We start from the raw sequence: 25,569 nt of genomic DNA, 5'->3' as shown, positions 1-25,569 counted from the left end.
ACAATGAGCCACGCTGAACAGGAAACGCGCCCGTTTCTCCTTCAAACTGCTCCACTATGGCAAAGGATGATCTGCCGGAGACTGAGCGGTTTGACGCATGGACGTCTGACGCTCGTTTTTCCCGGCGGGCAGGAATATGTGTTGCAGGGTAAAGAGCCCGGACCGCATGGGGTGATTTCGCTGAACCGGGGTCGGCTGGTCCGTCGTTTGGTGACGGGCGGCGATATGGGCTTTGCGCGCGCCTACATGGACGGTGATTGGGACAGCCCAGATATTTCCGCACTGCTGGAACTGGCCGTCGCCAATGAAAAGAACTGGTTGTCGCTTTCGCGGCCTTCGCGCCTTTCGGCGACCATCGATTATCTCCGCCACCGCCTGCGGCGCAACTCAAAGTCCGGAAGCCGCCGCAATATCGCGTTCCACTATGATCTCGGCAATCGGTTCTATGGCGCATGGCTTGACGAGACCATGACCTACTCTTCCGCGCTTTTCACCCAAACGGGGCAGACGCTCGCCGAAGCGCAGAACGCAAAATATGACCGCATCGTCGAAGAGCTACAAATTGGGCCGGATGACCACGTGCTGGAGATCGGCTGCGGCTGGGGCGGTTTTGCCGAATATGCGATGGCGAAGACCGGCTGCCGCGTCACCGGACTAACCCTTTCTCAGGAGCAAGCGGCCTATGCGCGCAATCGGCTTGCCAAAGCGGGCCTGTCCGAGCGCAGCGATATTCGGCTGGAGGATTACCGGGATTGCCAGGGCAGCTACTCCAAGATCGTTTCTATCGAGATGTTCGAGGCCGTGGGCGAGGAGAACTGGCCGGTGTACTTCAAGCGGGTGCGGGAGCTTCTAGCGCCTGGCGGTAAGGCGGTGGTGCAGGTTATCACCATCGATGAGGGATCCTTCGAGCAGTATCGTCGCAACGCCGATTTCATCCAGACCTACATCTTCCCCGGCGGCATGCTGCCCTCCATCACGGCATTTAGAGAGGCGGCGGCGCGCGAGGGCGTTCCGGTTAGCGACGAACTGCGCTTCGGCCAGGACTATGACCGAACGCTCATGCTTTGGGACCGCGCCTTCATTGCCAACTGGGAGCGGATCGAGCCGATGGGCTTCGACGAGCGCTTTCGTCGCATGTGGCAGTACTATCTGCATTACTGCGCGGCAGGCTTTCGATGTGGGCGGATCGACGTTGTTCAGTTCACGCTTAGCAAGTAAGCAACGCACGCGATTAGCTAGCCCACAACCGAAAATACGCCTTCTTCGGGAACTTGAAGTCTCTCTTCACGTTATGGTGAAAGATTTCAAGCGTCGGCAAGGCCGGCTCCCAACGGAGGCTACCCCATGAATCAGATCATCTACATCGTCGGCCTGGTCGTTATCGTACTTGCCATCCTGTCTTTCTTCGGCTTCCGCTGAAGCTAATCTCCCGGTTGTAAAACCGGGGCGTTCGGAATAGTCTCCCTGACGGGAACCAGGCCCACGCATGAGGCGTTTGGTCTGGTTGTTAGGGAGGTGTTCAATGAAGCAGACCGTATGGACAGAACCCGTCGAAGTGAGCTTCGACAAGAATAGCCGGAACGTCATCTCCGGCCCCTTCGATGCGCTGACGCTACTTACCGAAAATTGGCCACACGCACGAGGACTGACTTTCGTACGCGCCAGAAGCGCCTGCCGCGCCGCGCTCGATGGGCGCAAGACGCCTGAAGAGGCACGCCGCTGTTTCGAAGACGCAGTATCGGAAGCGAAGACAGGAAGGCCGCACTGAGCGGCCTTTATGCTGTCTAATGCCCTATCGATCAAACCTTAACATCCTCGGGATCCGCCCGAGGATGCCTTCTGAAGCGCGTTTGCCTTGAAGGGGATCAGCCAGAATATGCGCCGCTTCGATCCATCAATGGCTGCTCGATCGCGGTGAGTCTAACCTCTGGTCCGCAAAAGAAAACGGCCCCTCTCGGAGCCGTTTTCCACTGATGTCGTTTTTTACATCCAGTATGGAGGAACGCCGTAATAGTCATAGACTTTGCGGTCTTCGCGCCCATACCAGCTATCGTCCTCGCGTTCCGCGAAGCGCGGTGCGTTTTCAATCTGCTCTTTCGTCAGATCGACGCGGTAGCCGTCGAGTTCTTCATCGTAGTGAAGTTTTTCCCAGGGTAGCGGATAGTACTCATCGCCGATGCCCATAAAGCCGCCGAAGCTCAAGATAGCATAAGCGACTCGGCCGCCACGCTTTTCGAGAATGATACGCTCGATAGAGCCGATCTTCTTGCCGTCGGCGCCATAGACGTTCGTGCCCTCAACCTTGTCGCTGGCGATAAAGCTTGGCGTGTCCTTGACGTATGGGTCCTGACCGGCGCGGGGTTCCTGGTGAAGCATGATGCATCTCCTCTTTTTGCTGCGTCATGACGAATTAACCCGACGACCGACAATTCGTTCCAATATCTTGCGAGGGGGCAGGCCCCGCGGTTTGCCGACACGCGCTAAAAGTATCACGGGCAGAATGCCGATCAGCACGATGGCAAGAGCCGCGATCGAGGCTTCCTCATAGGTACCCCTCGCCGCCTCTCCGTAAAGCTGCGTCGAGAAAGTCTCGAAATTTAAAGGTCGCAGAAGCAGCGTCGCTGACAGTTCCTTGACGCAATCGACAAAGACCAGCAGGCCTGCCGCTGCCATGGCAGCCTTGGATAATGGTAGATGCACATGGCAAAAGGTTGCGCCTGGTGCACGTCCCAAGGTACGGGACGCGTGATCAAAGGAGAGTGGAATGCGGCTCAAGCCCGCATCAATCCCGCCCGCGGCGATCGTCAGGAAGCGCGCTGTATACGCAAAGATCAAGGCGGCCCCGCTGCCAATCAGCAGAAGCCCGGTGGAGAACCCGAACCAACTCTGCATGGTCTGATCAACGAACCTGTCGAAGCCACCAAGAGCGATCAGCACGCCGATGGCGATCACGGTTCCTGGTGCCGCATAGCCGACCGTTGCAAGCCGGAAGCACCAGAGGGACGCCCTGCCTGGCACGATGCGCAGGGCATAAGCGACCACAAGCCCGAGAAGTAGCGTAGTAAGTGTGGCGAACCCAGCAACGACGATGGTGTTGATGGCCTCGGAAAGGAAGCGGGAGGAAACGCCGCTGAACTGGTAACGCTTCCAGGCTTGCGTGATGAGATAGAGTGCAGGACCGGCAAAGCCGATCACGATCGGCAGGCTGCCTAGAGCGAACGCAAGCCAACCCCAGGCGCCATTGATGCGCAGCGGTTCGAGAGTCCTGCTTTTCTGAGCGGAGAGCGAGTAGCTTTGTCGGCGGCGTGCCCAACGCTCCAGCGCCACGAGGGCAACGACCAGCACCAGCATGCATAGCGCAATCTGCGCCGCCCCTGGCAGGTCCGATTTCGTCACCCAAGTCGTGTAGATCGACACCGTCAGGGTGCGAACGCCGAGAAATTCCGATGCGCCGATATCGTTCAGCGCTTCCATCAATGTCAGGCTGATACCGACGGCGATCGCCGGGCGTGACAAGGGTACGGCGACCCGCAGGAAGAGCGACCTGCGCGAGGTACCGAGGAGCCGGGCGGCCTCAAGCAGATTGCCGGCCTGGGTCAGGAACATCGCTCGGACCGGAATATAGACATACGGGTAGAGAACGAAGCCGAGGAGCAGGATGCAGCCGGTCATGTTGCGAATATCGGGTAGGCGAAACTCGCGCGGGCTGGAATAGCCAAGCAGCCAACGCACGGCCCCTTGGACCGGACCGAGCGGATGGAGAATATCAAGATAGGCGTAGGCCATGATGTAGGTGGGCATGGCGAGCGGCAGGAGTAGCGCCCATTCGAGAATGCTGCGCCCTGGAAAATCATGCGCGGCGACCAGCCAGGCGGACGCCGTGCCGAGTACGCCCGCCAGTATGCCGACGCCGAGGAGCAAAATCAGCGTGTCAGGCAGGGCGGTTGCCAGCACCGTATCGCGAAGATGTGCCCATAGCCCTGTCGAGCCCTGCATGGCTTGTGTCACCAATGCTGCCACGGGCAGAAGCGCAAGCCCCGCAATCACCGCCGACGCCACCAGCCACCAGACATTCGCATGAAATCTCGATCTGGCTTTCATCGTTGTGGGACTGGCGGTGTCTGAAACCATGCGGGTGCTGAGAGCCTTATCGTGGATGATTATCGATATACTGAAAACGGTAAAGGCGCCCGCGTGAAACAGGCGCCTCGCCATGCATATGCCGGACCACTGGTCCGAGGCTCAAGCCTTAGTTATCGAAGCCGACCTTATCAGCCAGTTCGCTGGCCTGCTTGCGGTGGGAAACGATCTCCGTCAACGGCTTAGGATCGATCTTCAGCGTGCCGAAGGAGGCGACGACCTCATTCAGAGCCGCACCCGGCTTGACCGGATATTCGAAGTTGGCTTCAGCGTAGATCTTCTGTGCTCCGTCGGAGACGAGGTATTCGAGAAGCTTCACGGCGTCGGCCTTGTTCGGCGCGTTCTTGGCGACAGCTGCACCAGAAATATTCACCTGAGTTCCGCCGTCCTTGAACGTCGGGAGAATGACCTTGATCGCCTCGCCCCACTTGACCTGCTCTTCTCCGCCCTTGCCGGAGCGCATCAGGCCGACATAGTAGGAATTTGCCAAGCCGACATCGCAAATACCGCCAAGAATGTCCTTGGCAACGTCACGGTCTCCGCCGCCGGCCTTGCGGGCAAGATTGTCCTTGACGCCCTTCAACCAGGCTTCAGTCTTTTCAGCGCCGTAATGGGCGATGTAATCGGCAAAGAGAGCTGTGTTGTAAGGGTGCTGGCCGGAGCGAATGCAGACCTTACCCTTCCACTTCGGATCGGCCAGATCTTCATAATTGAAGGTGGTCAGGTCGAGGTCCTTGGCGGCATAGAGAACGCGAGCACGCATGGAGAGCGCGAACCAGTTGCCTTTTGCGTCCCGTAGTTCTGCCGGGATGGATTCGATCAGAACCTTGGATTCGACCGGCTGGGTGACACCCTTTTCGACGAGATCGACAAGATTGCCAGCATCCACCGTCATCAGAATATCTGCTGGCGAGCTTGCGCCTTCGCTGAGCACACGTTCTGCAAGACCATCCTTCATGAAGACGGTGTTGACCTTAACGCCGCTTTCCTTGCTGAACGCATCCAGCAGCGGCTGAACGAGAGCCGGTTCACGGGTGGTGTAGATATTGAGCTCCGCAGCATTGGCTGCGCCTGCGATAATCGATCCGGCAACGCCTGCCAGCAGTGCAATGTTTTTGGTATTGAAAAAACCCATCTCTTTCCCCTTCGGACTTCGAATGATGTCGAAGGGCACTGATCATACATGATAATGCAAATCAAGTTTAATCTGCTGGATTCCTAACGGTGATGTTCACTTTGAGTTGAGAATGAACCATTTTCCCAGCGTAAATTTTTGGATTTCAATCCTGAGTAAATATCAGTACGTGCTGAGGATCGACTGCAAGATGAACATCCTTCACATTGATCGGTGTCCGCTTCATGCTGCGAACGCGCAAGTCCCGTTGTAGACCCGGAACGCTGATCGACAGTTGTTCGATCTCGCCCATGAACATGCGACCGGATACCTCGCCCCTAAGGAGATTGGTGTGGGACGCGCCATCTGCGTCCTGAACCTCGATCTCGCCCGGGCGGATGTAAACAAGGGCGGGCGCTCCTTCCTTCAAGTCGCCGCCGTGGGAGAAGAGGCCAATCGGTGTTTCCACACGTCCGTTTTTGACCGTGCCTTCCACCTTGTTGAATGCGCAGAAGAAATCCGCGGCGTAGCGGCTGACGGGGCGGTCATGAAGATCGTAGCCCGTACCTGACTGAACGATCTGGCCGGACTGCATGAGAACGACGCGATCGCCGGCCGATAACGCCTCTTCCGGATCGTGCGTCACCATGATCGCCGTGGTCTGAAGCGCGCGCAAAAGCCCGATCGTTTCCTCGCGCACGCTGTCGCGCAGGCCGCGGTCGAGGTTTGAGAAGGGTTCGTCCATGAGCAGAATTTCTGGCTTCGGGGCCAAGGCGCGGGCAAGCGCAACACGCTGCTGCTCGCCGCCGGACAGCGTGTGCGGATAGCGCTTGGCAAGATCCGACAGGCGCACATGCTCCAGCATCTCGGCGGTACGGGCGTGTGCTTCTTTTCGCGGCAATCCTTTCAGACCGAAGAGGACATTCTGTTCGACCGTCAGATGGGGAAAGAGCGCATAATCCTGAAAGACGAAGCCGATCCGACGCTTTTCCGGCTCAACGAAGAGAGACGGTCCGACGATCTCTGCGCCGTTCATGCGTATTGTGCCAGCGTCCGGTGTCTCGACACCGGCAATGATGCGCAGCAGGGTGGACTTTCCGCAACCGGAGCGGCCAACGAGGCAGATTATTTCGCCCTTCGATACCGACAAATCGATATCTTTCAAAACAGGCACGCCAGCAAAAACCTTGCCGATACCGGTCAACTTTAGCGCTGCAACCTCTGCCATCAAAACACCCATCATCGACGTCAGTTTGTTGATTGCGCAATTCAGGATTAAAGTCAAAACGCAATTTTACGGGAGCATGCGAGCGGCGATGCAGAAGAGTTGACGTTTACGTTAGAGTTAATTACGCTGATGTGAGTGGATGACTTCGGGAGCATCATCTACCCTCGTGACCGAGGACGGCAGACAATCTGATGGATGAGGACCCATCAGAAGGATAAGGATGCCGAGGACGGTTTCGGGGAGCAGAATGGGAGGAAAGCAATGAGCGATACCAGTGCGATTCGTCAGGAGCCTCGGGCCGTGCAGCGGCCATGGCTTGCATCTTATCCGCAAGGCATACCGGCGGAATTGCCCGACCTCGGCTACATCTCCCTTGCCGAACTCCTGGAACGAAGCTGCAAGCAGTTTGCCGATCGCAAGGCTTTTTCCAGCATGGGAAAGTCCATCACCTATCGCGAACTTGAAGAACAGACGCGCGCCATTGGCGGCTGGCTGCAGAGCATCGGCCTGCAGAAGGGTGACCGCGTCGCGGTGATGATGCCGAATATTCTGCAGAACCCGGTTGCGACCTATGCGATCCTGCGCGCTGGCCTGACGGTCGTGAACGTCAATCCGCTCTACACCCCGCGTGAACTCGAACATCAGTTGAAGGATTCCGGTGCGAAAGCGCTGTTCGTTCTGGAAAACTTCGCCCATGTGGTGCAACAGGCGCTGCCGAAAACCGATGTGAAGCACGTGATTGTCGCGACCATGGGCGATCTCCTGGGCTTCAAGGGTCACATCGTCAATCTCGTGGTGCGCAAGGTCAAGAAGCTCGTTCCCGCCTATGCTCTTCCGCAGGCGATCAGCTACAAGAGCGTGCTGAAGCAGGCGCGCAACACGACGCTGAAACCCGTCAAGCTGGACCGCAGCGATGTCGCCTTTCTGCAATATACCGGCGGCACGACGGGCATTTCCAAGGGCGCGATTCTCACCCATGCCAACCTTCTGGCCAACAAGGCGCAGATCGCGCTGTGGATGGAGCCGGTCTTTGCCCGCAAGAACCGCCCGGAGGTTCTCAACTTCGTCTGTGCGCTACCGCTTTATCATATCTTCGCGCTGACGGTGAATTCTCTGATGGGGATCGCGCTAGGCGGTCACAACCTGCTGATTGCCAATCCGCGCGACATTCCCGGCTTCGTCAAGGAACTGTCTGGCTATAAGGCGCATGTGTTCCCCGGCATCAATACGCTGTTCAATGCGTTGATGAACAATGAGGATTTCCGCAATCTGGACTTTTCGTCGCTGGTTTTGGTCCTGGGCGGCGGCATGGCCGTGCAGCGCCCGGTGGCCGAACGTTGGTTCTCTATTACCGGCACAGCTATCAGCGAAGGCTATGGGCTTTCGGAAACCTCGCCGGTCGCCACGGTAAACTGCCTCGACCAGAACGGCTTCAGCGGCACGATTGGTCTTCCCGTTCCTTCCACCGATATCGACATTCGCGATGATGACGGCAACAGCCTGGCCATCGGCGAGGTTGGTGAGATCTGCATTCGCGGCCCGCAAGTCATGGCCGGCTACTGGCAGCGTCCGGACGAAACCGCCAAGGTCATGACGCCCGACGGCTTTTTCCGCTCCGGCGACATGGGCGTGATGGATGAACGCGGCTATACCAAGATCGTCGACCGCAAGAAGGACATGATCCTCGTCTCCGGTTTCAATGTCTATCCAAACGAAATCGAAGAAGTGGCGGCAGCCCATCCCGGCGTACAGGAGTGCGCGGCTGTCGGTGTGCCCGATGAGCATTCCGGCGAAGCGGTGAAGCTTTACGTGGTCAAGAAGGATCAGGCTTTGACCGCTGCGGATTTGAAGGCCTTCTGCGCCGAAGGACTGACCAACTACAAGCGGCCAAAGCATATCGAGTTCATTGCAGAAATGCCAAAGACCAATGTCGGCAAGATCCTGCGTCGTGAACTGAGAAAGCTGGCTAACTGATTGGCGACGTTTGAAATAATTCAGCCGAACACGCCTTGATTTGGCCCGATGAAAGAGAATAGTTTCTTCATCCTTCCACGGAGCATGAGGAGCTTTCCATGCAGGCCATCGTCGAGACCCTGAAATCCACAGCCGCCAGCACCAATGCGACGGACATTCGAGCCGCTTTCGCTGCAGATGGTCAGCGCTTCGAATGGTTCAGCGCCCGCTTCGACGACCTTTTGATGGATTACTCCAAATGCGCGGTGAATGACGACATTCTGGCGCTGCTCGAAAAGCTTGCAACTGAAGGCGGCGTGGCGCAAAAGCGCGAGGAGATGTTCTCCGGCAAGGAGATCAATTTCACCGAAGGGCGTGCTGTCCTCCATACCGCTCTTCGCAACCGCTCGAACACGCCCGTTCTTGTTGACGGCAAGGACGTGATGCCGGATGTGAACGACGTTCTTTCCGCCATGGGCAAGTTTGCCGATGCGATCCGCTCCGGCTCGCTCAAAGGCGCAACCGGCAAGAAGATCACCGACGTCATCAATATCGGCATTGGTGGCTCGGACCTTGGTCCGGTCATGGCGACGCTTGCTCTTGCTCCCTTTCACGACGGCCCACGCTCCCACTTCGTCTCCAACATCGATGGCGCGCATATTGCCGACACGCTGAAGCTGATCGACCCCGAAACGTCGCTCTTCATCGTTGCCTCAAAGACCTTCACCACCATCGAGACGATGACGAATGCGGCCACAGCCCGCAAGTTCATCGCCGAGACTCTGGGTGAAGAGGCCGTCAAGCATCACTTCTGCGCCGTTTCCACCGCCCTCGACAAGGTCGCCGCCTTCGGGATCGACAGTAACCGCATTTTTGGCTTCTGGGACTGGGTTGGCGGCCGCTACTCCATCTGGTCTGCTATCGGCCTCCCGCTGATGATCGCCATCGGCCCGGAAAAGTTCGGCGAGTTTCTCGATGGAGCGCATGCCATGGACAGGCATTTCCGCGAGGCACCCTTCCGTCAGAACCTGCCGATGCTGCTCGGCCTGATCGGCTTCTATCACCGCAACGTGCTGAACTACCCAACGCGCGCGATCCTTCCTTACGATCAGCGTCTGTCGCGCTTCCCCGCCTATCTGCAGCAGCTCGACATGGAATCGAACGGCAAGGGTGTGACCATCGACGGAACACCGGTAGAAGGCCAGTCCGGTCCCGTCGTTTGGGGCGAACCCGGCACCAACGGCCAGCACGCCTTTTACCAATTGATCCACCAGGGCACGAGCATCATTCCTGCCGAGTTCATGATCGCCGCCAATGGCTTCGAAAAAGAACTGCGCCATCAGCATCAGCTGCTGATCGCCAATTGCCTTGCCCAGTCCGAAGCGCTGATGAAGGGCCGCACGCTGGCGGAAGCCAAGGCGCAGCTGACCTCCAAGGGCATGGATGACAAGAAGGCCGATTTCATCGCGCCCCACCGCGTCTTCACCGGCAACCGCCCGTCGATCACCTTTGTCTACGACAAGCTGACGCCCTTTGCTCTGGGTCGCCTAATTGCGCTCTACGAGCACCGCGTCTTCGTCGAAGGCGTGCTCTTCCGCATCAACTCATTCGACCAGTGGGGCGTGGAGCTCGGCAAGGAACTGGCAACCGGCCTGTTGCCCGTGGTGGAAGGCAAGGAAAGTGCAGCCGATCACGACAGCTCGACGCAAGGGTTGGTCAAAGCGCTGGCAGGGCTCGCTTCCGCCTAAAAGCCTGAAGGATCATTGAAAAAGCCGGGACGTCGATCCCGGCTTTTTTTGTGTCCTTTTTCTGGAGCATTCATGCCAGGCTTGGTTGCGGCCTCGAGCGGACTCCGACCATGATGCCGATGGCGGCAAGGGTAAGCACCAGGCCGCTCGTACCAAAGACGCTGGTTGCGCCACTCATGTCGAAGATGATTCCGCCGACGGCTGCACCCATGCCGATGGCGAACTGGATGGAGGCGACGAGGAGGCCGCCGGCGCTTTCGGCTTCATCTGGAATGGTGCGTGCAAGCCAAGTGGACCACGAGACGGGGACCGCGCCGAAGAGGAAGCCCCAGAGAGCGACGAGCACGGCCGCCACCGGCAAGGGAGGCGCGGTGGTGACAAGCAGCACGGCCATCAGCGCCATGAGCAGCGGAAGGGCGGCGAGCGACAGTTTCAGGCTGCGGCTGATCAGCAAACCGGCCGTGAGCGTGCCGACGAAATTGGCAAGCCCGAAGCCAAGCAGCAGTGCCGAGACCAAGCCAATGCCTGCACCGATATCAGCTTCCAGATAAGGGCGCAAATAAGTGAAGAAGGCAAAATGACCGCCGAACACCAGCGTGGCAGCGACAAGACCAAGCGCGATGCCGGGTCTCTTGAGAACAACACCGAGCGTCTTCAGGCTACCGCTGCCGGTTGGTGCGAGCTTTGGGAGGGTCGCAAACTGGGCGATGAGCGAGGCAACCCCCAAGAGTGCCGTCAGAACGAAGACCAAGCGCCAGCCGACCACGTCACCAAGATAGCTGCCGACGGGTGCCGCAACGATGGTTGCGCCGGACACGCCGCTGAAGATCATGGAAAGCGCGCGCGGCACGCTGTCCGCAGGAACGAGCCGGATGACGATGGCCGTAGACATGGCCCAGAAGCCACCGAGCGCGATCCCGAGCAGCAACCGACCGATGAGCAGCATCGTTAGGCCAGGCGCTGCCGCTACCATCAGGTTGGAGATGACAAGAAACGCAGAGAAAATCATCATCAGATGGCGACGATCGACGTTGCGTGCTGCGGAGGTGATCAACAGGCTTGCCACCATGCCGACGACGGCGGTGACGGTAACCGCCTGACCGGCAGCCCCCTCGGTAATTCCAAGGTCTGCGGCAATTGGCGTCAGCAGGCTTGCTGGCAGAAACTCTGCGGTGACCAGCCCGAAGACGCCCAGCGCCATGGAGACAACGGCGCCCCAGGCGGGTTTTTTTGGGGACCATCCGCTGCGGTATTGGAAAGAGGTGTCGGGTTCATCTGTTTGTCCTTTGAGAGGAGAGGATGACCAAGCATAGACTCGACTTTTCGGACGATCCATGCCACAAAATCCATCATGCTTGATCAAACGTCCGGAAATCAATCGTCGACAGATCTCATCAGCGAGTTATTGATGGGGATGCGGCTCGTGGGCTTGGACTATCGCCGCATTGAAGCCTCTGCACCCTTCGGCTTCTCATTCGGCGAAGTTGAAGGGCGTGCGCAGTTTCATTTTGTGGCTTGCGGACCGGTTTATCTGCGCACAGCCTCCGGTACGCTTCATATGATGAATGCGGGCGATGCGGTGTTGTTGCCACGCGGCGGGCCCCATGCGCTGCTGTCCAATCCTGATATTGCCTGCCAGAACATCCGCTCTCTGGATGCCGCGCCGCTCTGCAACTCCGTCAGCGCCATTAAGACCTGCGAACCAGATGTGCCGTCAGACAAGCGCGTGCTGGTCTTCAGTGGCTGCATGGAGTTCGATCTTGGCGCCATGCATACGATTACCGGGCTGATGCCAGAGGTGATGTTCGTCAACACCCTGACTTCACGCTATCCCGAACTCCTTCCCATGCTCGAAGCGATGGAGCGGGAAACACGTCAGGCCCGTGCCGGATTTGCCGGAATTCTCGCCCGGCTTGCCGATGTTGTCGCCGCTTTCATTGTCCGCGCCTGGGTGGAATGCGGCTGCGGCGATTCCTCCGGCTGGGTGGCCGCTCTTCGCGATCCTCGTCTTGGGCGCGTTATCCTCGCCATTCACAACAAGCCAGGTCACGACTGGACGCTCGCGGAACTTGCAAGCGTCATGGGTGCATCGCGCTCCGTCTTTGCCGAGCGTTTTCTGGAGGTGACCAGCATGACGCCGGTGCGCTATCTCACCGAGTTGCGTATGCGCCTTGCCATGCAGTGGATCAGCAAGGAAAGAATGCCGATCGAAACGGCGGCAGTGAAGCTCGGCTATGGCTCGCAGGCTGCCTTCAGCCGCGCCTTCAAGCGCATCGTTGGACATCCGCCAAGCGCTCTTTCATCGTCGATCACTCCCCACGCTTAAGCGTCCAAAAAGAAAGCCCGCCGACTGCGCTGCAGGGCGGGCTCTTTCTTAAGCTTGCGAGTGGACTTATTCCGCAGGCGTCGCCGCCGGATCGAGCGCGTCGATGCCCTCGTGGCGATCATAGGCAGCCTGATCGAGAATGCCTTGACGCTTGGCAACAATCGTCGGGATCAGCGCCTGACCGGCAACATTGACCGCAGTACGGCCCATATCGAGGATCGGATCGACCGCCAGCAGCAGACCGACGCCCTGCAACGGCAGGCCGAGGGTAGAGAGGGTGAGTGTTAGCATGACGGTCGCACCTGTCAGACCGGCCGTTGCCGCCGAACCAAGGACCGACACGAAGACGATCAGCACATATTCCTGAATGCCGAGCGGCAGGCTATAGAATTGCGCCACGAAGATGGCCGAAATCGCTGGATAAATCGCAGCACAGCCATCCATCTTGGTGGTGGCGCCGAGCGGCACGGCGAAAGCGGAATATTCCCTTGGCACACCGAGATTGCGCTCCGTCACCTGTTCCGTCACCGGCAATGTGCCGATGGACGAGCGGGAGACGAAGGCGAGTTGGATCGCTGGCCATGCGCCTGCGAAGAAGCGCACCGGATTCAGTCCATTGGCTGCCAGGATCACCGGGTAGACAACGAAAAGAACGATCGCGAGGCCGATATAGATTGCGGCCGAGAACCAGCCAAGAGAAGCGAGAGCCTCCCAGCCATAGACAGCAACCGCATTGCCGAGAAGACCGATCGTGCCGATCGGCGTCAGGCGAATGACCCACCAGAGCATCTTGCGGGTGATGGCGAGCAGCGAGCGGTTAAAGGACAGGAAAGCTTCCGCCTTCTCCCCCACCTGAAGGGCTGCAATGCCAACCGCAATCGAGATGACCAGGATCTGCAGAACGTTGAAGTTCAGCGCCGTGGTGGCGCCCGTCTGGGTGACCTTGGTCGAGGCCTGCAAGCCCAGAATGTTCGAAGGGATTAGCCCCTTCAAGAAATCCAGCCACGAACCGGTGGTGGACGGCGCTGCCGCCGCAGTCGCTTCCACACCGGTATTGAGGCCGGGCTGAATGACGAGGCCCAGCGTGATACCGATGAGGACCGCGATCAGGGCGGTGATGGCGAACCAGAGCAGCGTCTGCCAGACCAATCGTGCCGCGTTGTTCAACTCGCGCAGGTTGGCAATGCTGGCGACAATGGCAGTGAAGATCAGGAGCGGAACGAGCGCGCGCAACAACTGCACGAAGATCGAGCCAATCGTGGAAAGCGCCTGGACCAGCCAGTTCGGCCCGGCCTGCGTCGGACCCATTTCCCGGGCGATATAGCCGAGAACAAGACCCACCACCATGGCGGCGAAAACCTGGAAACCGAAGGACGCATAGAACGGCTTCTGCGCCCGTTGTGAGGAAGATGAAGCAGACATGTTGTTGAATTCCGTGAAAGCGAAAGTGCTCGAGCATCTAACGCGCGAAGGAAAGGATTGCTCCTATAATCAACACGATGCACAGAATTTCAACGAATTGGATTTTGCGTAATCGGTAATGTTGAGAATTTCGTTTCGCTTCACGTGCCTTCGGGCTGGCTTGTGAACAGGCGAGAGAAAAAAGCGCGATCCGATATCACCGTCAACAAGAGTGCCAGCGTTGCGGTCGCGCAGATGGCGAAGATCACCCGACCGATCAGGATACTGTATGTGTCCGCCCCGAGAGACACCATCAAAAGCGTGTCCTCAATGATGCTATGAGCAAAACCCATGAAGACGCAGGACAGGAATATCTGGCGAGGGGCGATGACTCCGGAACGGGCTTCGCGAATCAAAAGGCCGGCACCATAGGAAATCCCCAAGAAAAGCCCGATAGCCGTCAAATGCCCCGCCTCGCCTTTGATGCCCGCCAGTCGCAGCACAGGTTCTATGCCCTTCATCATGAGGCCCAGAATCCCCGTGATCTTCAGTATCTCAAGGCTCCATGACAGAAGGAGCAGGACGACAAGCATCATCACCATCGTTTCGCCCAGTCCCCAGAGATAGACGGACCAGTCTGGTGTGGTAGCACCAGGCATCCATGCCGGAGCAACGGGCGCAGAAAGCCAGCCCGTCATCTGGAAGAGGTGGTGCAGGATGAGTGCATAGGCGAAACCTCCCACTATGCGGAGTGCCGTCGTTGCCACCATGCCGGGGCCGGCCTTCTGAATGATCTTCTGTTCGAGGGGCAGGCCGTGGGCAAAGAGAACGAGAGCGGAGAACACAGTGACATCCGCCGTGCTCAGTTCAGAGACAGGGACGAGCGTGAAGATCAAGGGCACCGCACCCCATATTCCCACAAGCATCGCGGTCAGCCACGCGAGCCCAAGCTCTGGAGGGAGGCCAACCGCGTGCATGGCTGGCGCGAAGGCGGGAGCGACGGCTTCGACGAGGCCTAAGCGGGAAAGGACCTCGGTTAGCACCGAAATCGGGACCGTGAGTTTGACCAGCAACCAATAGATCTCGAGCGTTTCACGCGACTTCAGCAGCAGGGATTGAAAGATCGGCATCGGTAACTCCTTGGGGCTCGCCATTCTATAGCCTGCGGCCGCCGGCATTTTTGGTCAAAGATTGCGCCCGTTTGCAATTTTATTGCAGATCTCGCTTGCATGCTTATGATTGGCTGATGGACAAGATCGACCGAAAAATCCTCAATCTGATGCAACGAGACGCAGCGCTCACCAATGTGGAGATGGCGGAAAGGATCGGCCTCTCTCCATCAAGCTGCCTGCGTCGAGTTCAGCGTCTTACCAAAACCGGGATCATCGACCGCATCGTCGCTATTCTCAATCCGGCAAAGGCCGGGCGCGGAATCAAGGCGCTCGTTTCGGTGGAGTTGAAGCTTCACGGCGAACAACAAATGCGGCGCTTTCTCGATCTTGCCCGGACCGAGGAAGCGGTGACACATGCCTACGCGATTACCGGCGACATGGATGTAATGTTGATGCTGCGTCTCACCGACATGGAAGAGTTCGACGCTCTATGCGACAGGCTGTTTCGCGACCAGACGAATGTTGCGCGCTTCGTCACGATGGTGGTGATCAGGACAGCGAAAGAGGAAACGGCGATCCGGGTTTGACGTTGGTCATCGGCGGTTCGCCTTCATCTCTCTCCCCTCGCCGGAAGTTGCCGCTTTTGAAAACCGGTTTTGGAAGGTACAAACCCTGCATTGCGATAAAATGCATGTGTCTCCGGCCTCGTGGAGCCTGTCATCAGCATGACCTTGTAGCACTCAGCCCGCCAAGCATGATCTGTTGCAAAGTCCAGAACTCGCTTTCCGATACCTTGCCTTCTAAAGTCGCTATGCGTCACGACATTTTCGATCAGCGCGTAAGGCCGGCCGCCCCGTGTAAGGTTAGGTATCACTATCAAGGCACATGAGCCAACAATAACGCTGTCCACCTGACACACCACAATGATGCTGCCGGGATAGGCTAGAAACTGTTCGAATTTCGCCTCGGCATCTGGCAAGTCCGGAGCTTGATCGCCAGGCGAAAGATGCTGGTAAAGGTCGAGCAATGCTGGAAGATCGCCTTTCTCTGCGGCTCGAACCAGCATGGTGCTCAATCCTTCATGCCAAGCCTTACAGCCCGATCTCATTCGCCCAAGGCGGATTTGCTCCCGCGCGTGATACGGTGACCGCCGCCGCCTTGGCGCCGAGTGCCAGCGCCTTGGTGATCTGGTCTTCGGTGAGTGAGGCAACCTGTGGCTTGGTGAGAAGACCCTGCAGCTTCAGCGACGCGAGAATGCCAGCATCGAAGGTGTCGCCGGCGCCGACGGTGTCGACCACCTCAACCCGTTCGCTCGGTACCTCGACGCGAAGCTGCTTGGTGTAGCCGACAGCGCCTTCCGCGCCGCGGGTGACAACGACGAGCTTGGCGCCGTGGTGCAGCCAGTGGCGAGCAAGCGTGTCTTCATCGCCCTTCAGGCCGAACCAGGCCAGATCCTCATCCGAGAACTTGACGATATCCGCCATGGCGGCCATGCGGTTTATGCGATCCATGTGCTTCTGCTTGTCCTGGATGAAGCCCGGACGAATATTGGGATCGAGCGAGATAACCCGCTTTTCATGTTCGCGCACCAGAAGCGCCTCGTAGGTGCTGCCGCAAGGTTCGGGTATGAGGCTGATCGCACCGAAATGCATCGCTTCGCACTCGCCACCAATATGCGGCAAATCCTTCTCCGATAGCATGCGGCCTGCTGTGCCTTCATCATAGAAGGCATAGGTCGCGTGGCCATCGACCAGCTTGACGAAGGCGATGGTGGACGGGCGGTTGGAGAAAGCGCAGAGGCTGTAATCAACGTTGCTGGCGCGCAGCGTCTCTTTCAAGATTTCGCCCATCATGTCATCGGCGATACCGGAGAAGAAAGCGGATGGGACGCCAAGACGACCGAGCGCGATGGCGGTGTTGAAGACCGCGCCGCCCGCATAAGGGGCGAAAGCCGCCTCGCCTTTGGTCGATTCACGCGGCAGCATGTCGATCAGGGCCTCGCCACAACACAGGATCATCCGATTTCCTCCAAATCTAAATCGATTAGATGCTTAACGGCAGCACCTTGCCCCGGTCAATATGCGAGGCAAGGATCAGCCAAAATTACGATTGCGATAATTCGCTGACACCGCCGTGACGCGCCGACCATGGCAGCGGATTATCCAGGAAGGCTTCCACTTCCGACAGTGTTTTGTCGTCGAACAGCTTTTCCGAACGGGCGGCCTCCAGCACATTGCGCCAGGTGCTGAGATAATGCAGCTTTACATTGCCATTGCCAAAGCGCGCCTCTGCTTCCGGGAAGATGCCGTAATAGAAGAGCGCGATGCCGTGATCGACAATGCCGCCAGCGGCACGAATGGCATCAATGAAGGTGAACATGGAACCGCCTGCCGTGGTCAGATCCTCAATGACCAGCACGCGCGCACCTTCCGGCATATGACCTTCGATCTGCGCATTGCGGCCATGTCCCTTCGGCTTCTTGCGGCAATAGATCATCGGAAGGCCAAGACGTTCCGCCAAGAAAGCGGCGAAGGGAATGCCCGCAGTCTCGCCACCGGCGACGCAATCAAACTTCTCGAAACCGGCATCGGCAACGATCTTGGCGGCGGCAAAATCCATCACGGCCGAGCGGATGCGCGGATAGGAGATCAGCTTGCGCATGTCGATATAGACGGGGCTCTTCATGCCCGATGCGAAGGTATAGGGCGTTTCGGAGTTGAAGTGGACGGCCTTGATTTCCCACAGCATCTTCGCAACGAGCTCGGCAACCACGGTGCGATCGGTGAAATTGAATTGGGCCATCGGCATCTTCCTCTTTCTTCTCAGCTATAGACAAAAAAACTGCCGGATTAACCGGCAGTTCGAACATCAGTTTTCAACATCCCAGTGGAGCGGGAACATCGGATCGAAGACGGTGACGGGTCCAGCGCCCGTTTCGATTTTCTCCGGAAATGCCACTGCCTCGTCGCGCTTCACAAGGGTGATCTTCTCGTCGTTGGGGTTGAGGCCATACCAGGCCGGGCCATTGAGCGAGGCGAAGGCTTCGAGTTTATCGAGCGCATTGTCCTGCTCAAACACATGGGCAAGGCAGCTCATCGTATTGATCGAGGTGTAGACACCAGCGCAGCCGCAAGCGCATTCCTTCAGTGGGTCGACATGCGGAGCGGAATCCGTGCCGAGGAAGAAGCGGGCGTCGCCGGAGGTCGCGGCTGCGCGCAGCGCCAGACGATGTTCCTCGCGCTTCGCCACGGGCAAGCAGTAATAATGGGGCTTGATGCCGCCGACAAGAATGGCATTGCGGTTGATGATAAGGTGATGGGTCGTGATGGAGCCGGCGAGGTTTTTCTCCGACTCGCGGATATAGTCAACGCCGTCCCTCGTCGTGACATGCTCCATCGTCACCTTCAGTTCCGGCAGGCGCTTTCGCAGGGGTGCAAGAACCGTATCGATGAAGACTTTCTCGCGGTCGAAGATATCGACTTCAGGCGTCGTCACCTCGCCATGGACGCAAAGCGGCAGGCCGATTTTCGCCATGCGCTCCAGCACCGGCATGGCCTTGTCCATATCGCGCACACCACCATGGGAATTGGTGGTGGCACCAGCCGGGTATAGTTTCACAGCGGTGATGAGGCCGCTCTTCTTGCCCTCTTCCACATCATCGGCGCTTGTATGCTCGGTGAGATAGAGCGTCATCAGCGGCTCGAAGCGATCGCCAGCGGGAATGGCCTTGACGATGCGCTCACGATAGGCGCGCGCATCCACCGTAGTAACGACCGGCGGCACGAGGTTGGGCATGATGATGGCACGGGCGAAATGGCGGCTGCTATCGCCGATCACGCCTTCCAACATTGCGCCATCGCGCAGGTGCAGGTGCCAGTCATCCGGGCGGCGAAGGGTGATCGTCTGCATTGTCAGCCTCTCAAGCAGGTCCGTGCAAGGTGTCTCGCAGTTCGCGCGTGGAGACCTTGCGAAGAACAATGTATGGGGTGCGGCCCGCTTAGCACCTTTCTGCCGAAGAAGACAGCGCTGCTGGACGACTTACGGCTACTTTTTCGCTTCACCGATGGAGCCCGCCTGCGGACCCCAGACATCGGTCATGGCAAAGCCATCGGCCAGCGGATCGAACGGGTCGAGCGCGATCTGGTGCAGCCCGAAGGTAAAGCCGCGACCGGCGATGGTGGGAATGACCGCATCTTTGCCTGCCACTTGGGAGAGTGCAGAAAGACCGACCTCGAATTCCGTGCCGATGATGGAGCGCGACGTGTAGGTATCGCCCACCTTCACCTTGCCGCGCGCGTGAAGCGTCGCCAGATTGGCCGAGTTGCCAGTACCGCAGGGCGAACGATCCGCCCGGCCCGGCCACATGGTGGTGCAGGTGCGAATGGTGCCATCTTCTTCCGTGTCGCGGAACATTACATAGGCGACGCCGGAAATGGCGGGAATTTCCGGATGCACCACCGGAATGTCGCGGTTGACGATATCCTTCAGCACCATGCCGGCGGCCACGAGCTTGGCGGCGTTGGCCTTGTCGATGGTAAGCCCGATCTGACGTACATCCACCAGCGCATAGAAAATACCGCCATAGGAGATATCCATGCGGATGCGGCCCCAGCCCGGCGTGTCGATCTCGAAATCCAGCTCATGCACGAAAGACGGCACCATGGTGAGCTTGACCTTTTCGCAGCGGCCGTCCTTGCAGGTGGCCGTAGCCTTGACGAGGCCGGCTGCGGTTTCCAGCATCACAATGGTCTCGGGCTCCTTCATCTCCACCATGCCGCTTTCCAGGAGGGCAGTCGTGGCGCAGATGGAATTGGAGCCGGAGCTTGCATGCGCCTGGTCCGGCTGGAGAATGACGAATGCGGCATCCGCATCCGGATGCTTGGGTGGCAGCAGCAGATTGACGGAGCCGATCGGCGCTCCGCGCGGTTCAAGCGTCAGGAAGCGTCGAAGCTCCTCACCTTTCGGATCGGTGTTCAGCCAGTTCAGTTGCTCGGCAACCGTGGGGCCCGGAATTTTCGGCACACCACCGGTCGCGACACGACCGATCTCCCCTTCGCAATGAACATCGAGAAGCTGAAGGGTGCGTTTCCAGCGCATGGCGCGTTACTCCGAGTGGGGGTTTTCCCCGTCATAACCGATCAAATACTGTTTGTATATTGGCGGATCAGCGAGCGCGGCAGGCAGCATTTTCGCGATTGACGCGAAGAGAGCAATCCGTCTGGCTGCGATTTCCGCTATCGAGGAGTTGCGGATCGACAACGCTGGTGGCCGTATCGCCGACAGAGCCAACGGTGTTTTCCACTGAGCGACCAAGACGCTCTACCTGTCGTCCGTAATTCTCGCGGGTGCGCGGATCGAAGACGGCAATTGGCGTGCTGATCGCCACGCTCGCAGCTGTGCCGACTGTCTGTGCCGCACCAATGCCGACAGCGCCGATGGCTTCACCCAGACCGACATCGGAATCCGTTACTGTCTGACCTGCGATCAAACGGTCGCCGATCAGCTTCACGACTTCCGGGCTTTCGGCGAACTTGCCATGGTTCAGCCTGTCGCCCGATTGCAGCTTGGTGAGATCAAGGACCGTGATGCCGGCCTTTTCCAACTCGCTGCGATAGGGCTCGGCGGCGGGATCGATCTGGCCGAGGCGGTCGACATTGCCGGAAATACGGCGCGACAGGCTGAGCGCCCGGTCATCCTGCGAGACGAACAGCGTGAATTTCGGCTTGTCCTTGCCAAGGCTTGCATATTGACGACCGAAGACATCCACATCGAGATCGGGAGCCGCCAGGATAACGTTGTTGATCTTCGGCAGCACGTGCCCATTGCGGATCGCCATCTGGCGCAGTGCTTCCACTGCAAGCCAGGTGCCCATGGAGTGCGCCATGACCGTCACGTCGCTGACGGAACTATCCTTGGCGAGGCGCGTCAGCATCTCCTCCAGAGCATCGCGCGAATAGTTGGTGCTTTCCTTGTCGTAATTGTAATCGAAGATGCTGGCGCGGGAAGGCCAGGTGAAAACGACCGGAACGACGTCCGTTCCGGAGTCATGGACGATCTGAGCGAAACGGTAGACCGACTCTTCGTAGCGATTGTTGAAGCCATGGACGAAGACCAGAACGCGCCTGTCCTTCGGGCTGTGGCGCTTGATCCAGTTGCGCGTCTCCGCCGCCGACGTCACGGGCTTCACCGAAACCGTTGTGAAATCCTTCAATGGATCCGGCGGAAGCTTTTTCGGCCACTGCACCTGGCCGACCTTGCGGTTGGCAGCCGGCGGAATAGAGACGGTGACGGCATCCACCTTCAGCCCCGTGCCGCGCTCGCCACCGAACAGCACCGCCTTGTCGTCAGCCGGCGCGCGTGTCGTCGCCACCAGCAGGCTGACAGGCGTCGTGCCCTGCGCCACCTGCCCCGTTGGCGTCATCACCCCGATCGGACGCCCGCCGCAACTGGCAAGAACCGCGAGTAGGGTGACAAACGTGACAAGCCTCGCGGCCATTCCGACACTCCAGGAACCTGGCCATGGAGCGTGCGTAAACACACACAGCAAACCTTGGCGATCAACCGCACTGCTTATTACAGACCGTAAAGGTATTGGCCACCGACAAAGGTGTTATCGTCGCCCGCTTTTCTAAGACGCTGTGTCTTCATAGCCGCAGCGGTTAGATGGCTGTAACGTCACGCTAGGAGCACTGCCGGCGAAAATAACTTGGCGTCTCCATCATCCGCATCAGCACGACAATAATGTGCAAGGGAGGAACATTATGCGCAGTCGCATCGGCATGAGGGCAGACTTTGCGCTAACAAAAACTATTTTGCATCGAATTGTAAACGGAAGGAAAATGGCGCACCCGAAGAGAAACGCCTAAAGTTCCTAAAAGCTCAACCAAAACAATACGGTGCAAGCCATCCAGTTTGGCTGTGTGTAGCAGATCAGGGCGGATTTAAGAAGTGGTTTTCTTGCTATACTGTTTTTAATGCATCTAGCGTAAACCGATTCTCGGTTGCGGGGAGTCAACAACACGATGATCACTGATCCACCTGCCAACGAGATTGTGCCAAAGGCCACCCCAGCGGTTAAAGAGCTCATACTGCGGAATGTTGAGGCTTTTGCAGCCCCCGCTACGGAGTGGGAGCAGCAGGCACACAATGAGGTAATTGCCCTTCCTCGTGTTGTCGTAACGCGCCCACCTAAAGAGGAGCTCTTAGCCGCCGACATGGTGCCCTACCACTGCCATAGCAACTGCGCCACTCAAGAGGCCAACGACCCTTCAGGCTCAAGCCGCCACGTGTTCGGTTGGATGGTCCTAGGCGAAGATTTGATACTGCATTCTGTGGTCAAGATGGGGAGCCAATGGCTTTGCCTCACGCCTCAGACGGTGGAGCTCTCGTCGCGCTTCGACTTTATACCAGACCCTCTTATTGAGTGGCGGGATGCAGACGATGGGGTTTCGCTTGTTGCTTACCGACATGGCAAGGAGTTGCCGGAGACTTTGAGGAAAGACCCTGAGCACCACATTAGAATGCATAGCGAGTTGCTTAAGCAAATAGCTTTCGGCCTTTCGGTTGTTGAGGCCCGCGACATCGTGGCATACAGACTCACTTCGAATCAGGGGGAGAGCGGACTTGGAGGAGGGGAATGAGGGTGAGCTTTTTACAAGAAACTACCTGCGAAGGCACACAAAGCTATCTGACAGCATAAAAGCCCGAAGGAGAGTTGCCGCTTGCTTTTTGGCTAGTATGAGTGCGGACCAACTAAACAAGTTTCCCTCTATCGTCCAGAGAGAGCTTGGCGTTGACTACCCGTACGTTAACGGTTGGTTTCACAACGGGTTCTGGCAAAAAACAGACATTGGTGATTTCCTTAGCGCTATAACGCTGTGGATACGACAAGCTCCAAATCAGCTTGCTGAGGCTCGTAAGATTTTGGAGCAAGAGGACTTACATTACAAAATAGATGATAAGGGCGGCATCCACTTCTTGGTTGATGCAGAGTTTTCTAGCGCTGTGGAAGCTGCTCTCTCAGGTCTTAATAAACCTGAATTCACGGCAGCGCGAGCCGCATTAGAAGAGGGTCTAAAAGCCCTTTCGCCTCAGAAGCAGAGCGGCAAAGGAGTGATACGTGGTGTTTTCGAAGCTGTGGAAAGCTCGTTCCTCGTAGTCATTGGACCAAACACCGCGAACCGCTTAAACAAGCAGTCAGTAGACGGATACTTAAAGCCAATCCTTCTTGATCGATATGGGGCATTTCCCGATGCTGAGGACAAGGTGAGCCGTATGCTGGAGACCTTCAATGCTTGGGTCAAAGAGGCGCACCTATACAGGCATGGGGCACCCTTTGAGCAAGTGCATGAAGCTCCCCTTGAGCTCGCCCTGCTGTCCGCCACCAGTGGCATGGCATTTATTAGGTTATTAGCAGGACTGCGCTGACTTCCCGCGACTTCCTCAGTCGGGGAAGCAGGGGAGCACTACTTCCGGGGTAAAGGTATGACCTGCGCATTGGTAGGACTGTCTGCAGGTCGCCTTAACAAGCCAGTCTTGAACTCGACGACACGGGCCGCTTCAAGCGTTAGCCATCCAACTGGCAGGCCGGATAGGCTTTCTACATCATGAGGAAAAAGAGGAAGGTCATGGCAAAGAGCCTCCTTGCTCACCTGTCCCGCCTCCACCAATGCGCGGAAGACATCAGCTAGCAAGCTGGGCTGCTGCAGGGGCCATACGTCATCATATGGCTCGCCTTTTGTAGAGTATCCCTTTGAACTGTAGGCTTTGAAGAGGCGCTGTGAAGAAACCGAATCCAAAATATCCAATCGTTTGAGCCGCATGATCTGGGCTTTGATTGACACCTTCCAGCGGGCCTTAAGTCTTTCAAGTTCCCAAATAGCTCCAGAGTCAATCTCGACACTGAATTGGCTTGCAGGCAGAAGGAAAGCTGACGCGAAGCTGTGAGCCTGATCTTCAATGAGCTTAAAGTTCTCTTCAAACTCGCTTTCGGTTACGTACCGGTGAAGAAGGATATGCCCTAGCTCGTGAGCTGTGTCGAACTGACGCCGCGCAAAGGACTGTTTGTCATTAGCTAAGAGGATATATGGTCGCCCATCTTGGCCCCAGCGGCTAAGACCATCCAGCCTATCCGTTTCCATCTGTTCTGCTGCTACGACAATTCCGATACTCTCAACGAACGCCACGACATCTAGGATCGGCTTAAGGCCTAATCCCCAATGTTCTCGTGCAGCCTGTGAAATGGATTCAATGTCATCGCTTCTGAGCGCCTTGAAGCTTCGACCATGCATTAAATCCGGCACATCAACTTCCGGAAGGTAAGCGTAATGCTCAGCTACGGCTGTGATGTCCTCCAGCCACGCCAACCGCGCCTGCTGAATCAGTCTGTCGCTTTTGAGAGCGCCCGCAAATGACCGAAAGAAAGACGGCCCAGCGCCATCTGGTCGCGGTGTCAAGAAGAAGTCTTCTGGGACAGCCAGAAGTGTGGCAAGCTCAGACAGCGCCTGTGGCTCCGGGAAAGATTCCCCTTCTTCCCAACGTTGAACCGTGCTGGCTGCTCGCTGCATCATATCAGCAAGAGCTTTTCGTGATGAAATGCCCCTTGCCTGCCGAGCTTCGGCCAGCTTGGTCCCAACAAATGTCTGTATCCCGCTACGCACTTATCATTCCTAAAGTCACTTTTCGTTCTGATCGCGAGACGCATCCCCATTGGTGTCCTTGAAGCTCGCCTTGACCGGCTTGAGCTTCACGGGACGCTTGACTGGTGGCGCTGCCTCCGAACCGTAACCAGCAAGGAATTCATCGATATCCGACTGATAGATGAAAGTTTCTTGCCTGCTATCCAAGACGGACAAGGTGAGAGACGCGAGCTTACCGAGCACGTTAGGATCACGCCTCACCATGATAATGACCATTCGTTTCCGATCACTGAACATTTCGGGGGGATGGAAAAGATCAGCTGAAAGTCCACGATTTTGATAGCAGAGGGCTCTCCGGGTTGCATTCTTCACGGGTGTATCAGTTAGTTCCCTATGTGAGGCGAAGCCGACCATTGTGTGGCCGAAGATGCCGGTGGTGAGGTGAACAGGCGCAAGCGCTATCTCGTCGGGTGAGTACTCAACCGGAACCGATTTGACGAACTCAGCGCCGTTCCGGCCAAGTATTCCCTCGAATGCCTCATCGATAATGTTATGCCTAATCAAGCCCACAGCTCTGCTTTGCCGATAGCGGGACAAAGGAACACCACCTACAATGGCTGTATGCGACGTGCTTACGGCTACATCAGCCTGCTCTGCAGCAAGTGGAAACATTGTCTTCACCTCAACGAGCGCATTTCTTGGGATGTCTCGCCGTATGGAAGCTTCGAACTCGAATTTACGCTCAGTGGGGATCATGTGGCTTTCCTTCTCGTAAGCCTGTGGATTTTTGCATTAAGCGGAAAATGAACACAAAATTTTGCACTTTGCAAGCGACCGGCGTAAAATGCGGTGACAATCCCCAAGCTGCCGACTTACACAGGGGTCGCGTATCTCAAAGGTAATCACGTA

At 57.5% G+C, this 25,569-nt stretch carries 23 protein-coding genes; 8 read left to right on the top strand and 15 right to left on the bottom strand.

The window, feature by feature from the left end; genetic code table 11:
* Nucleotides 1-3: 3 nt before the first annotated feature.
* Nucleotides 4-1,218, top strand: a complete 1,215-nt coding sequence (locus tag WKI41_RS14355) for a class I SAM-dependent methyltransferase (RefSeq protein ID WP_340194185.1) — start codon at nucleotides 4-6, stop codon at nucleotides 1,216-1,218.
* A gap of 304 nt (nucleotides 1,219-1,522) precedes the next feature.
* Nucleotides 1,523-1,768 (top strand): DUF982 domain-containing protein, encoded by a 246-nt coding sequence (locus WKI41_RS14350; RefSeq protein WP_340194184.1) that lies wholly within the window; start codon nucleotides 1,523-1,525, stop codon nucleotides 1,766-1,768.
* 215 nt (nucleotides 1,769-1,983) lie between these two features.
* On the opposite strand, the gene WKI41_RS14345 is transcribed toward WKI41_RS14350, so the two are convergent.
* The 4 genes from WKI41_RS14345 to WKI41_RS14330 all read right to left on the bottom strand — a co-directional run bounded on the left by WKI41_RS14345 (nucleotide 1,984) and on the right by WKI41_RS14330 (nucleotide 6,482).
* A complete protein-coding gene (locus WKI41_RS14345) occupies nucleotides 1,984-2,376 on the bottom strand; it encodes a PRC-barrel domain-containing protein (protein ID WP_340194183.1) in 393 nt (130 codons plus the stop codon).
* 24 nt (nucleotides 2,377-2,400) lie between these two features.
* A complete protein-coding gene (locus WKI41_RS14340) occupies nucleotides 2,401-4,131 on the bottom strand; it encodes an ABC transporter permease (RefSeq protein ID WP_425341045.1) in 1,731 nt (576 codons plus the stop codon).
* A gap of 118 nt (nucleotides 4,132-4,249) precedes the next feature.
* On the bottom strand, nucleotides 4,250-5,275 hold the full coding sequence (locus WKI41_RS14335) for a Fe(3+) ABC transporter substrate-binding protein (protein ID WP_340194182.1): 1,026 nt from the start codon (nucleotides 5,273-5,275) through the stop codon (nucleotides 4,250-4,252).
* Between the two features lie 145 nt (nucleotides 5,276-5,420).
* Complete coding sequence (locus WKI41_RS14330; RefSeq protein ID WP_340194181.1) at nucleotides 5,421-6,482, bottom strand: ABC transporter ATP-binding protein; 1,062 nt, start codon at nucleotides 6,480-6,482, stop codon at nucleotides 5,421-5,423.
* 261 nt (nucleotides 6,483-6,743) lie between these two features.
* Here WKI41_RS14330 and WKI41_RS14325 point away from each other — a divergent pair, with 261 nt between their 5' ends.
* Nucleotides 6,744-8,456: a long-chain-fatty-acid--CoA ligase gene (locus WKI41_RS14325; RefSeq protein ID WP_340194180.1), complete on the top strand. Its 1,713-nt coding sequence runs from the start codon at nucleotides 6,744-6,746 to the stop codon at nucleotides 8,454-8,456.
* Between the two features lie 98 nt (nucleotides 8,457-8,554).
* On the top strand, nucleotides 8,555-10,183 hold the full coding sequence (gene pgi / locus WKI41_RS14320; RefSeq protein WP_340194179.1) for a glucose-6-phosphate isomerase: 1,629 nt from the start codon (nucleotides 8,555-8,557) through the stop codon (nucleotides 10,181-10,183).
* Nucleotides 10,184-10,253: 70 nt separating this feature from the next.
* On the opposite strand, the gene WKI41_RS14315 is transcribed toward pgi, so the two are convergent.
* Nucleotides 10,254-11,384, bottom strand: a complete 1,131-nt coding sequence (locus WKI41_RS14315) for an MFS transporter (protein ID WP_340194178.1) — start codon at nucleotides 11,382-11,384, stop codon at nucleotides 10,254-10,256.
* 150 nt (nucleotides 11,385-11,534) lie between these two features.
* Between WKI41_RS14315 and WKI41_RS14310 the strand changes: the two genes are divergently transcribed.
* Nucleotides 11,535-12,509 (top strand): AraC family transcriptional regulator, encoded by a 975-nt coding sequence (locus WKI41_RS14310; RefSeq protein WP_340194177.1) that lies wholly within the window; start codon nucleotides 11,535-11,537, stop codon nucleotides 12,507-12,509.
* Nucleotides 12,510-12,575: 66 nt separating this feature from the next.
* On the opposite strand, the gene WKI41_RS14305 is transcribed toward WKI41_RS14310, so the two are convergent.
* On the bottom strand, nucleotides 12,576-13,931 hold the full coding sequence (locus tag WKI41_RS14305) for a dicarboxylate/amino acid:cation symporter (RefSeq protein ID WP_340194176.1): 1,356 nt from the start codon (nucleotides 13,929-13,931) through the stop codon (nucleotides 12,576-12,578).
* 140 nt (nucleotides 13,932-14,071) lie between these two features.
* Nucleotides 14,072-15,040, bottom strand: a complete 969-nt coding sequence (locus tag WKI41_RS14300) for a nucleoside recognition domain-containing protein (RefSeq protein WP_340194175.1) — start codon at nucleotides 15,038-15,040, stop codon at nucleotides 14,072-14,074.
* 116 nt (nucleotides 15,041-15,156) lie between these two features.
* On the opposite strand from WKI41_RS14300, the gene WKI41_RS14295 reads away from it, so the two are divergent.
* Entirely contained in the window at nucleotides 15,157-15,609 is a 453-nt protein-coding gene (locus tag WKI41_RS14295; RefSeq protein ID WP_340194174.1) for an Lrp/AsnC family transcriptional regulator, read from the top strand.
* A gap of 23 nt (nucleotides 15,610-15,632) precedes the next feature.
* Here WKI41_RS14295 and WKI41_RS14290 read toward each other — a convergent pair whose 3' ends face one another.
* From WKI41_RS14290 to WKI41_RS14265, 6 genes are all read right to left on the bottom strand, one after another.
* On the bottom strand, nucleotides 15,633-16,088 hold the full coding sequence (locus WKI41_RS14290; protein ID WP_340194173.1) for a GNAT family N-acetyltransferase: 456 nt from the start codon (nucleotides 16,086-16,088) through the stop codon (nucleotides 15,633-15,635).
* 25 nt (nucleotides 16,089-16,113) lie between these two features.
* On the bottom strand, nucleotides 16,114-17,040 hold the full coding sequence (locus WKI41_RS14285; RefSeq protein ID WP_340194172.1) for a carbohydrate kinase family protein: 927 nt from the start codon (nucleotides 17,038-17,040) through the stop codon (nucleotides 16,114-16,116).
* Nucleotides 17,041-17,125: 85 nt separating this feature from the next.
* Entirely contained in the window at nucleotides 17,126-17,824 is a 699-nt protein-coding gene (locus WKI41_RS14280; protein WP_340194171.1) for an orotate phosphoribosyltransferase, read from the bottom strand.
* Between the two features lie 66 nt (nucleotides 17,825-17,890).
* On the bottom strand, nucleotides 17,891-18,931 hold the full coding sequence (gene pyrC, locus WKI41_RS14275; protein ID WP_340194170.1) for a dihydroorotase: 1,041 nt from the start codon (nucleotides 18,929-18,931) through the stop codon (nucleotides 17,891-17,893).
* A gap of 135 nt (nucleotides 18,932-19,066) precedes the next feature.
* Complete coding sequence (locus WKI41_RS14270) at nucleotides 19,067-20,119, bottom strand: 4-hydroxyproline epimerase (RefSeq protein WP_340194169.1); 1,053 nt, start codon at nucleotides 20,117-20,119, stop codon at nucleotides 19,067-19,069.
* A gap of 67 nt (nucleotides 20,120-20,186) precedes the next feature.
* Nucleotides 20,187-21,518 (bottom strand): alpha/beta hydrolase, encoded by a 1,332-nt coding sequence (locus tag WKI41_RS14265; protein WP_340194168.1) that lies wholly within the window; start codon nucleotides 21,516-21,518, stop codon nucleotides 20,187-20,189.
* A 526-nt stretch (nucleotides 21,519-22,044) separates the two neighbouring features.
* On the opposite strand from WKI41_RS14265, the gene WKI41_RS14260 reads away from it, so the two are divergent.
* Entirely contained in the window at nucleotides 22,045-22,662 is a 618-nt protein-coding gene (locus tag WKI41_RS14260) for a hypothetical protein (protein ID WP_340194167.1), read from the top strand.
* Nucleotides 22,646-23,449 (top strand): hypothetical protein, encoded by an 804-nt coding sequence (locus WKI41_RS14255; RefSeq protein WP_340194166.1) that lies wholly within the window; start codon nucleotides 22,646-22,648, stop codon nucleotides 23,447-23,449. Before WKI41_RS14260 ends, WKI41_RS14255 begins: the two co-directional genes overlap by 17 nt.
* A 38-nt stretch (nucleotides 23,450-23,487) precedes the next feature.
* Here WKI41_RS14255 and WKI41_RS14250 read toward each other — a convergent pair whose 3' ends face one another.
* Both WKI41_RS14250 and WKI41_RS14245 read right to left on the bottom strand, forming a co-directional pair.
* Entirely contained in the window at nucleotides 23,488-24,681 is a 1,194-nt protein-coding gene (locus WKI41_RS14250; RefSeq protein ID WP_340194165.1) for a helix-turn-helix domain-containing protein, read from the bottom strand.
* A 15-nt stretch (nucleotides 24,682-24,696) separates the two neighbouring features.
* A complete protein-coding gene (locus WKI41_RS14245) occupies nucleotides 24,697-25,416 on the bottom strand; it encodes a hypothetical protein (protein ID WP_340194164.1) in 720 nt (239 codons plus the stop codon).
* Nucleotides 25,417-25,569: the final 153 nt, after the last annotated feature.

It is taken from the genome of Agrobacterium larrymoorei (genome assembly GCF_037722385.1).
Taxonomy (GTDB): domain Bacteria; phylum Pseudomonadota; class Alphaproteobacteria; order Rhizobiales; family Rhizobiaceae; genus Agrobacterium; species Agrobacterium larrymoorei_C.
This window is presented reverse-complemented; position numbering and strand designations above follow the sequence as displayed.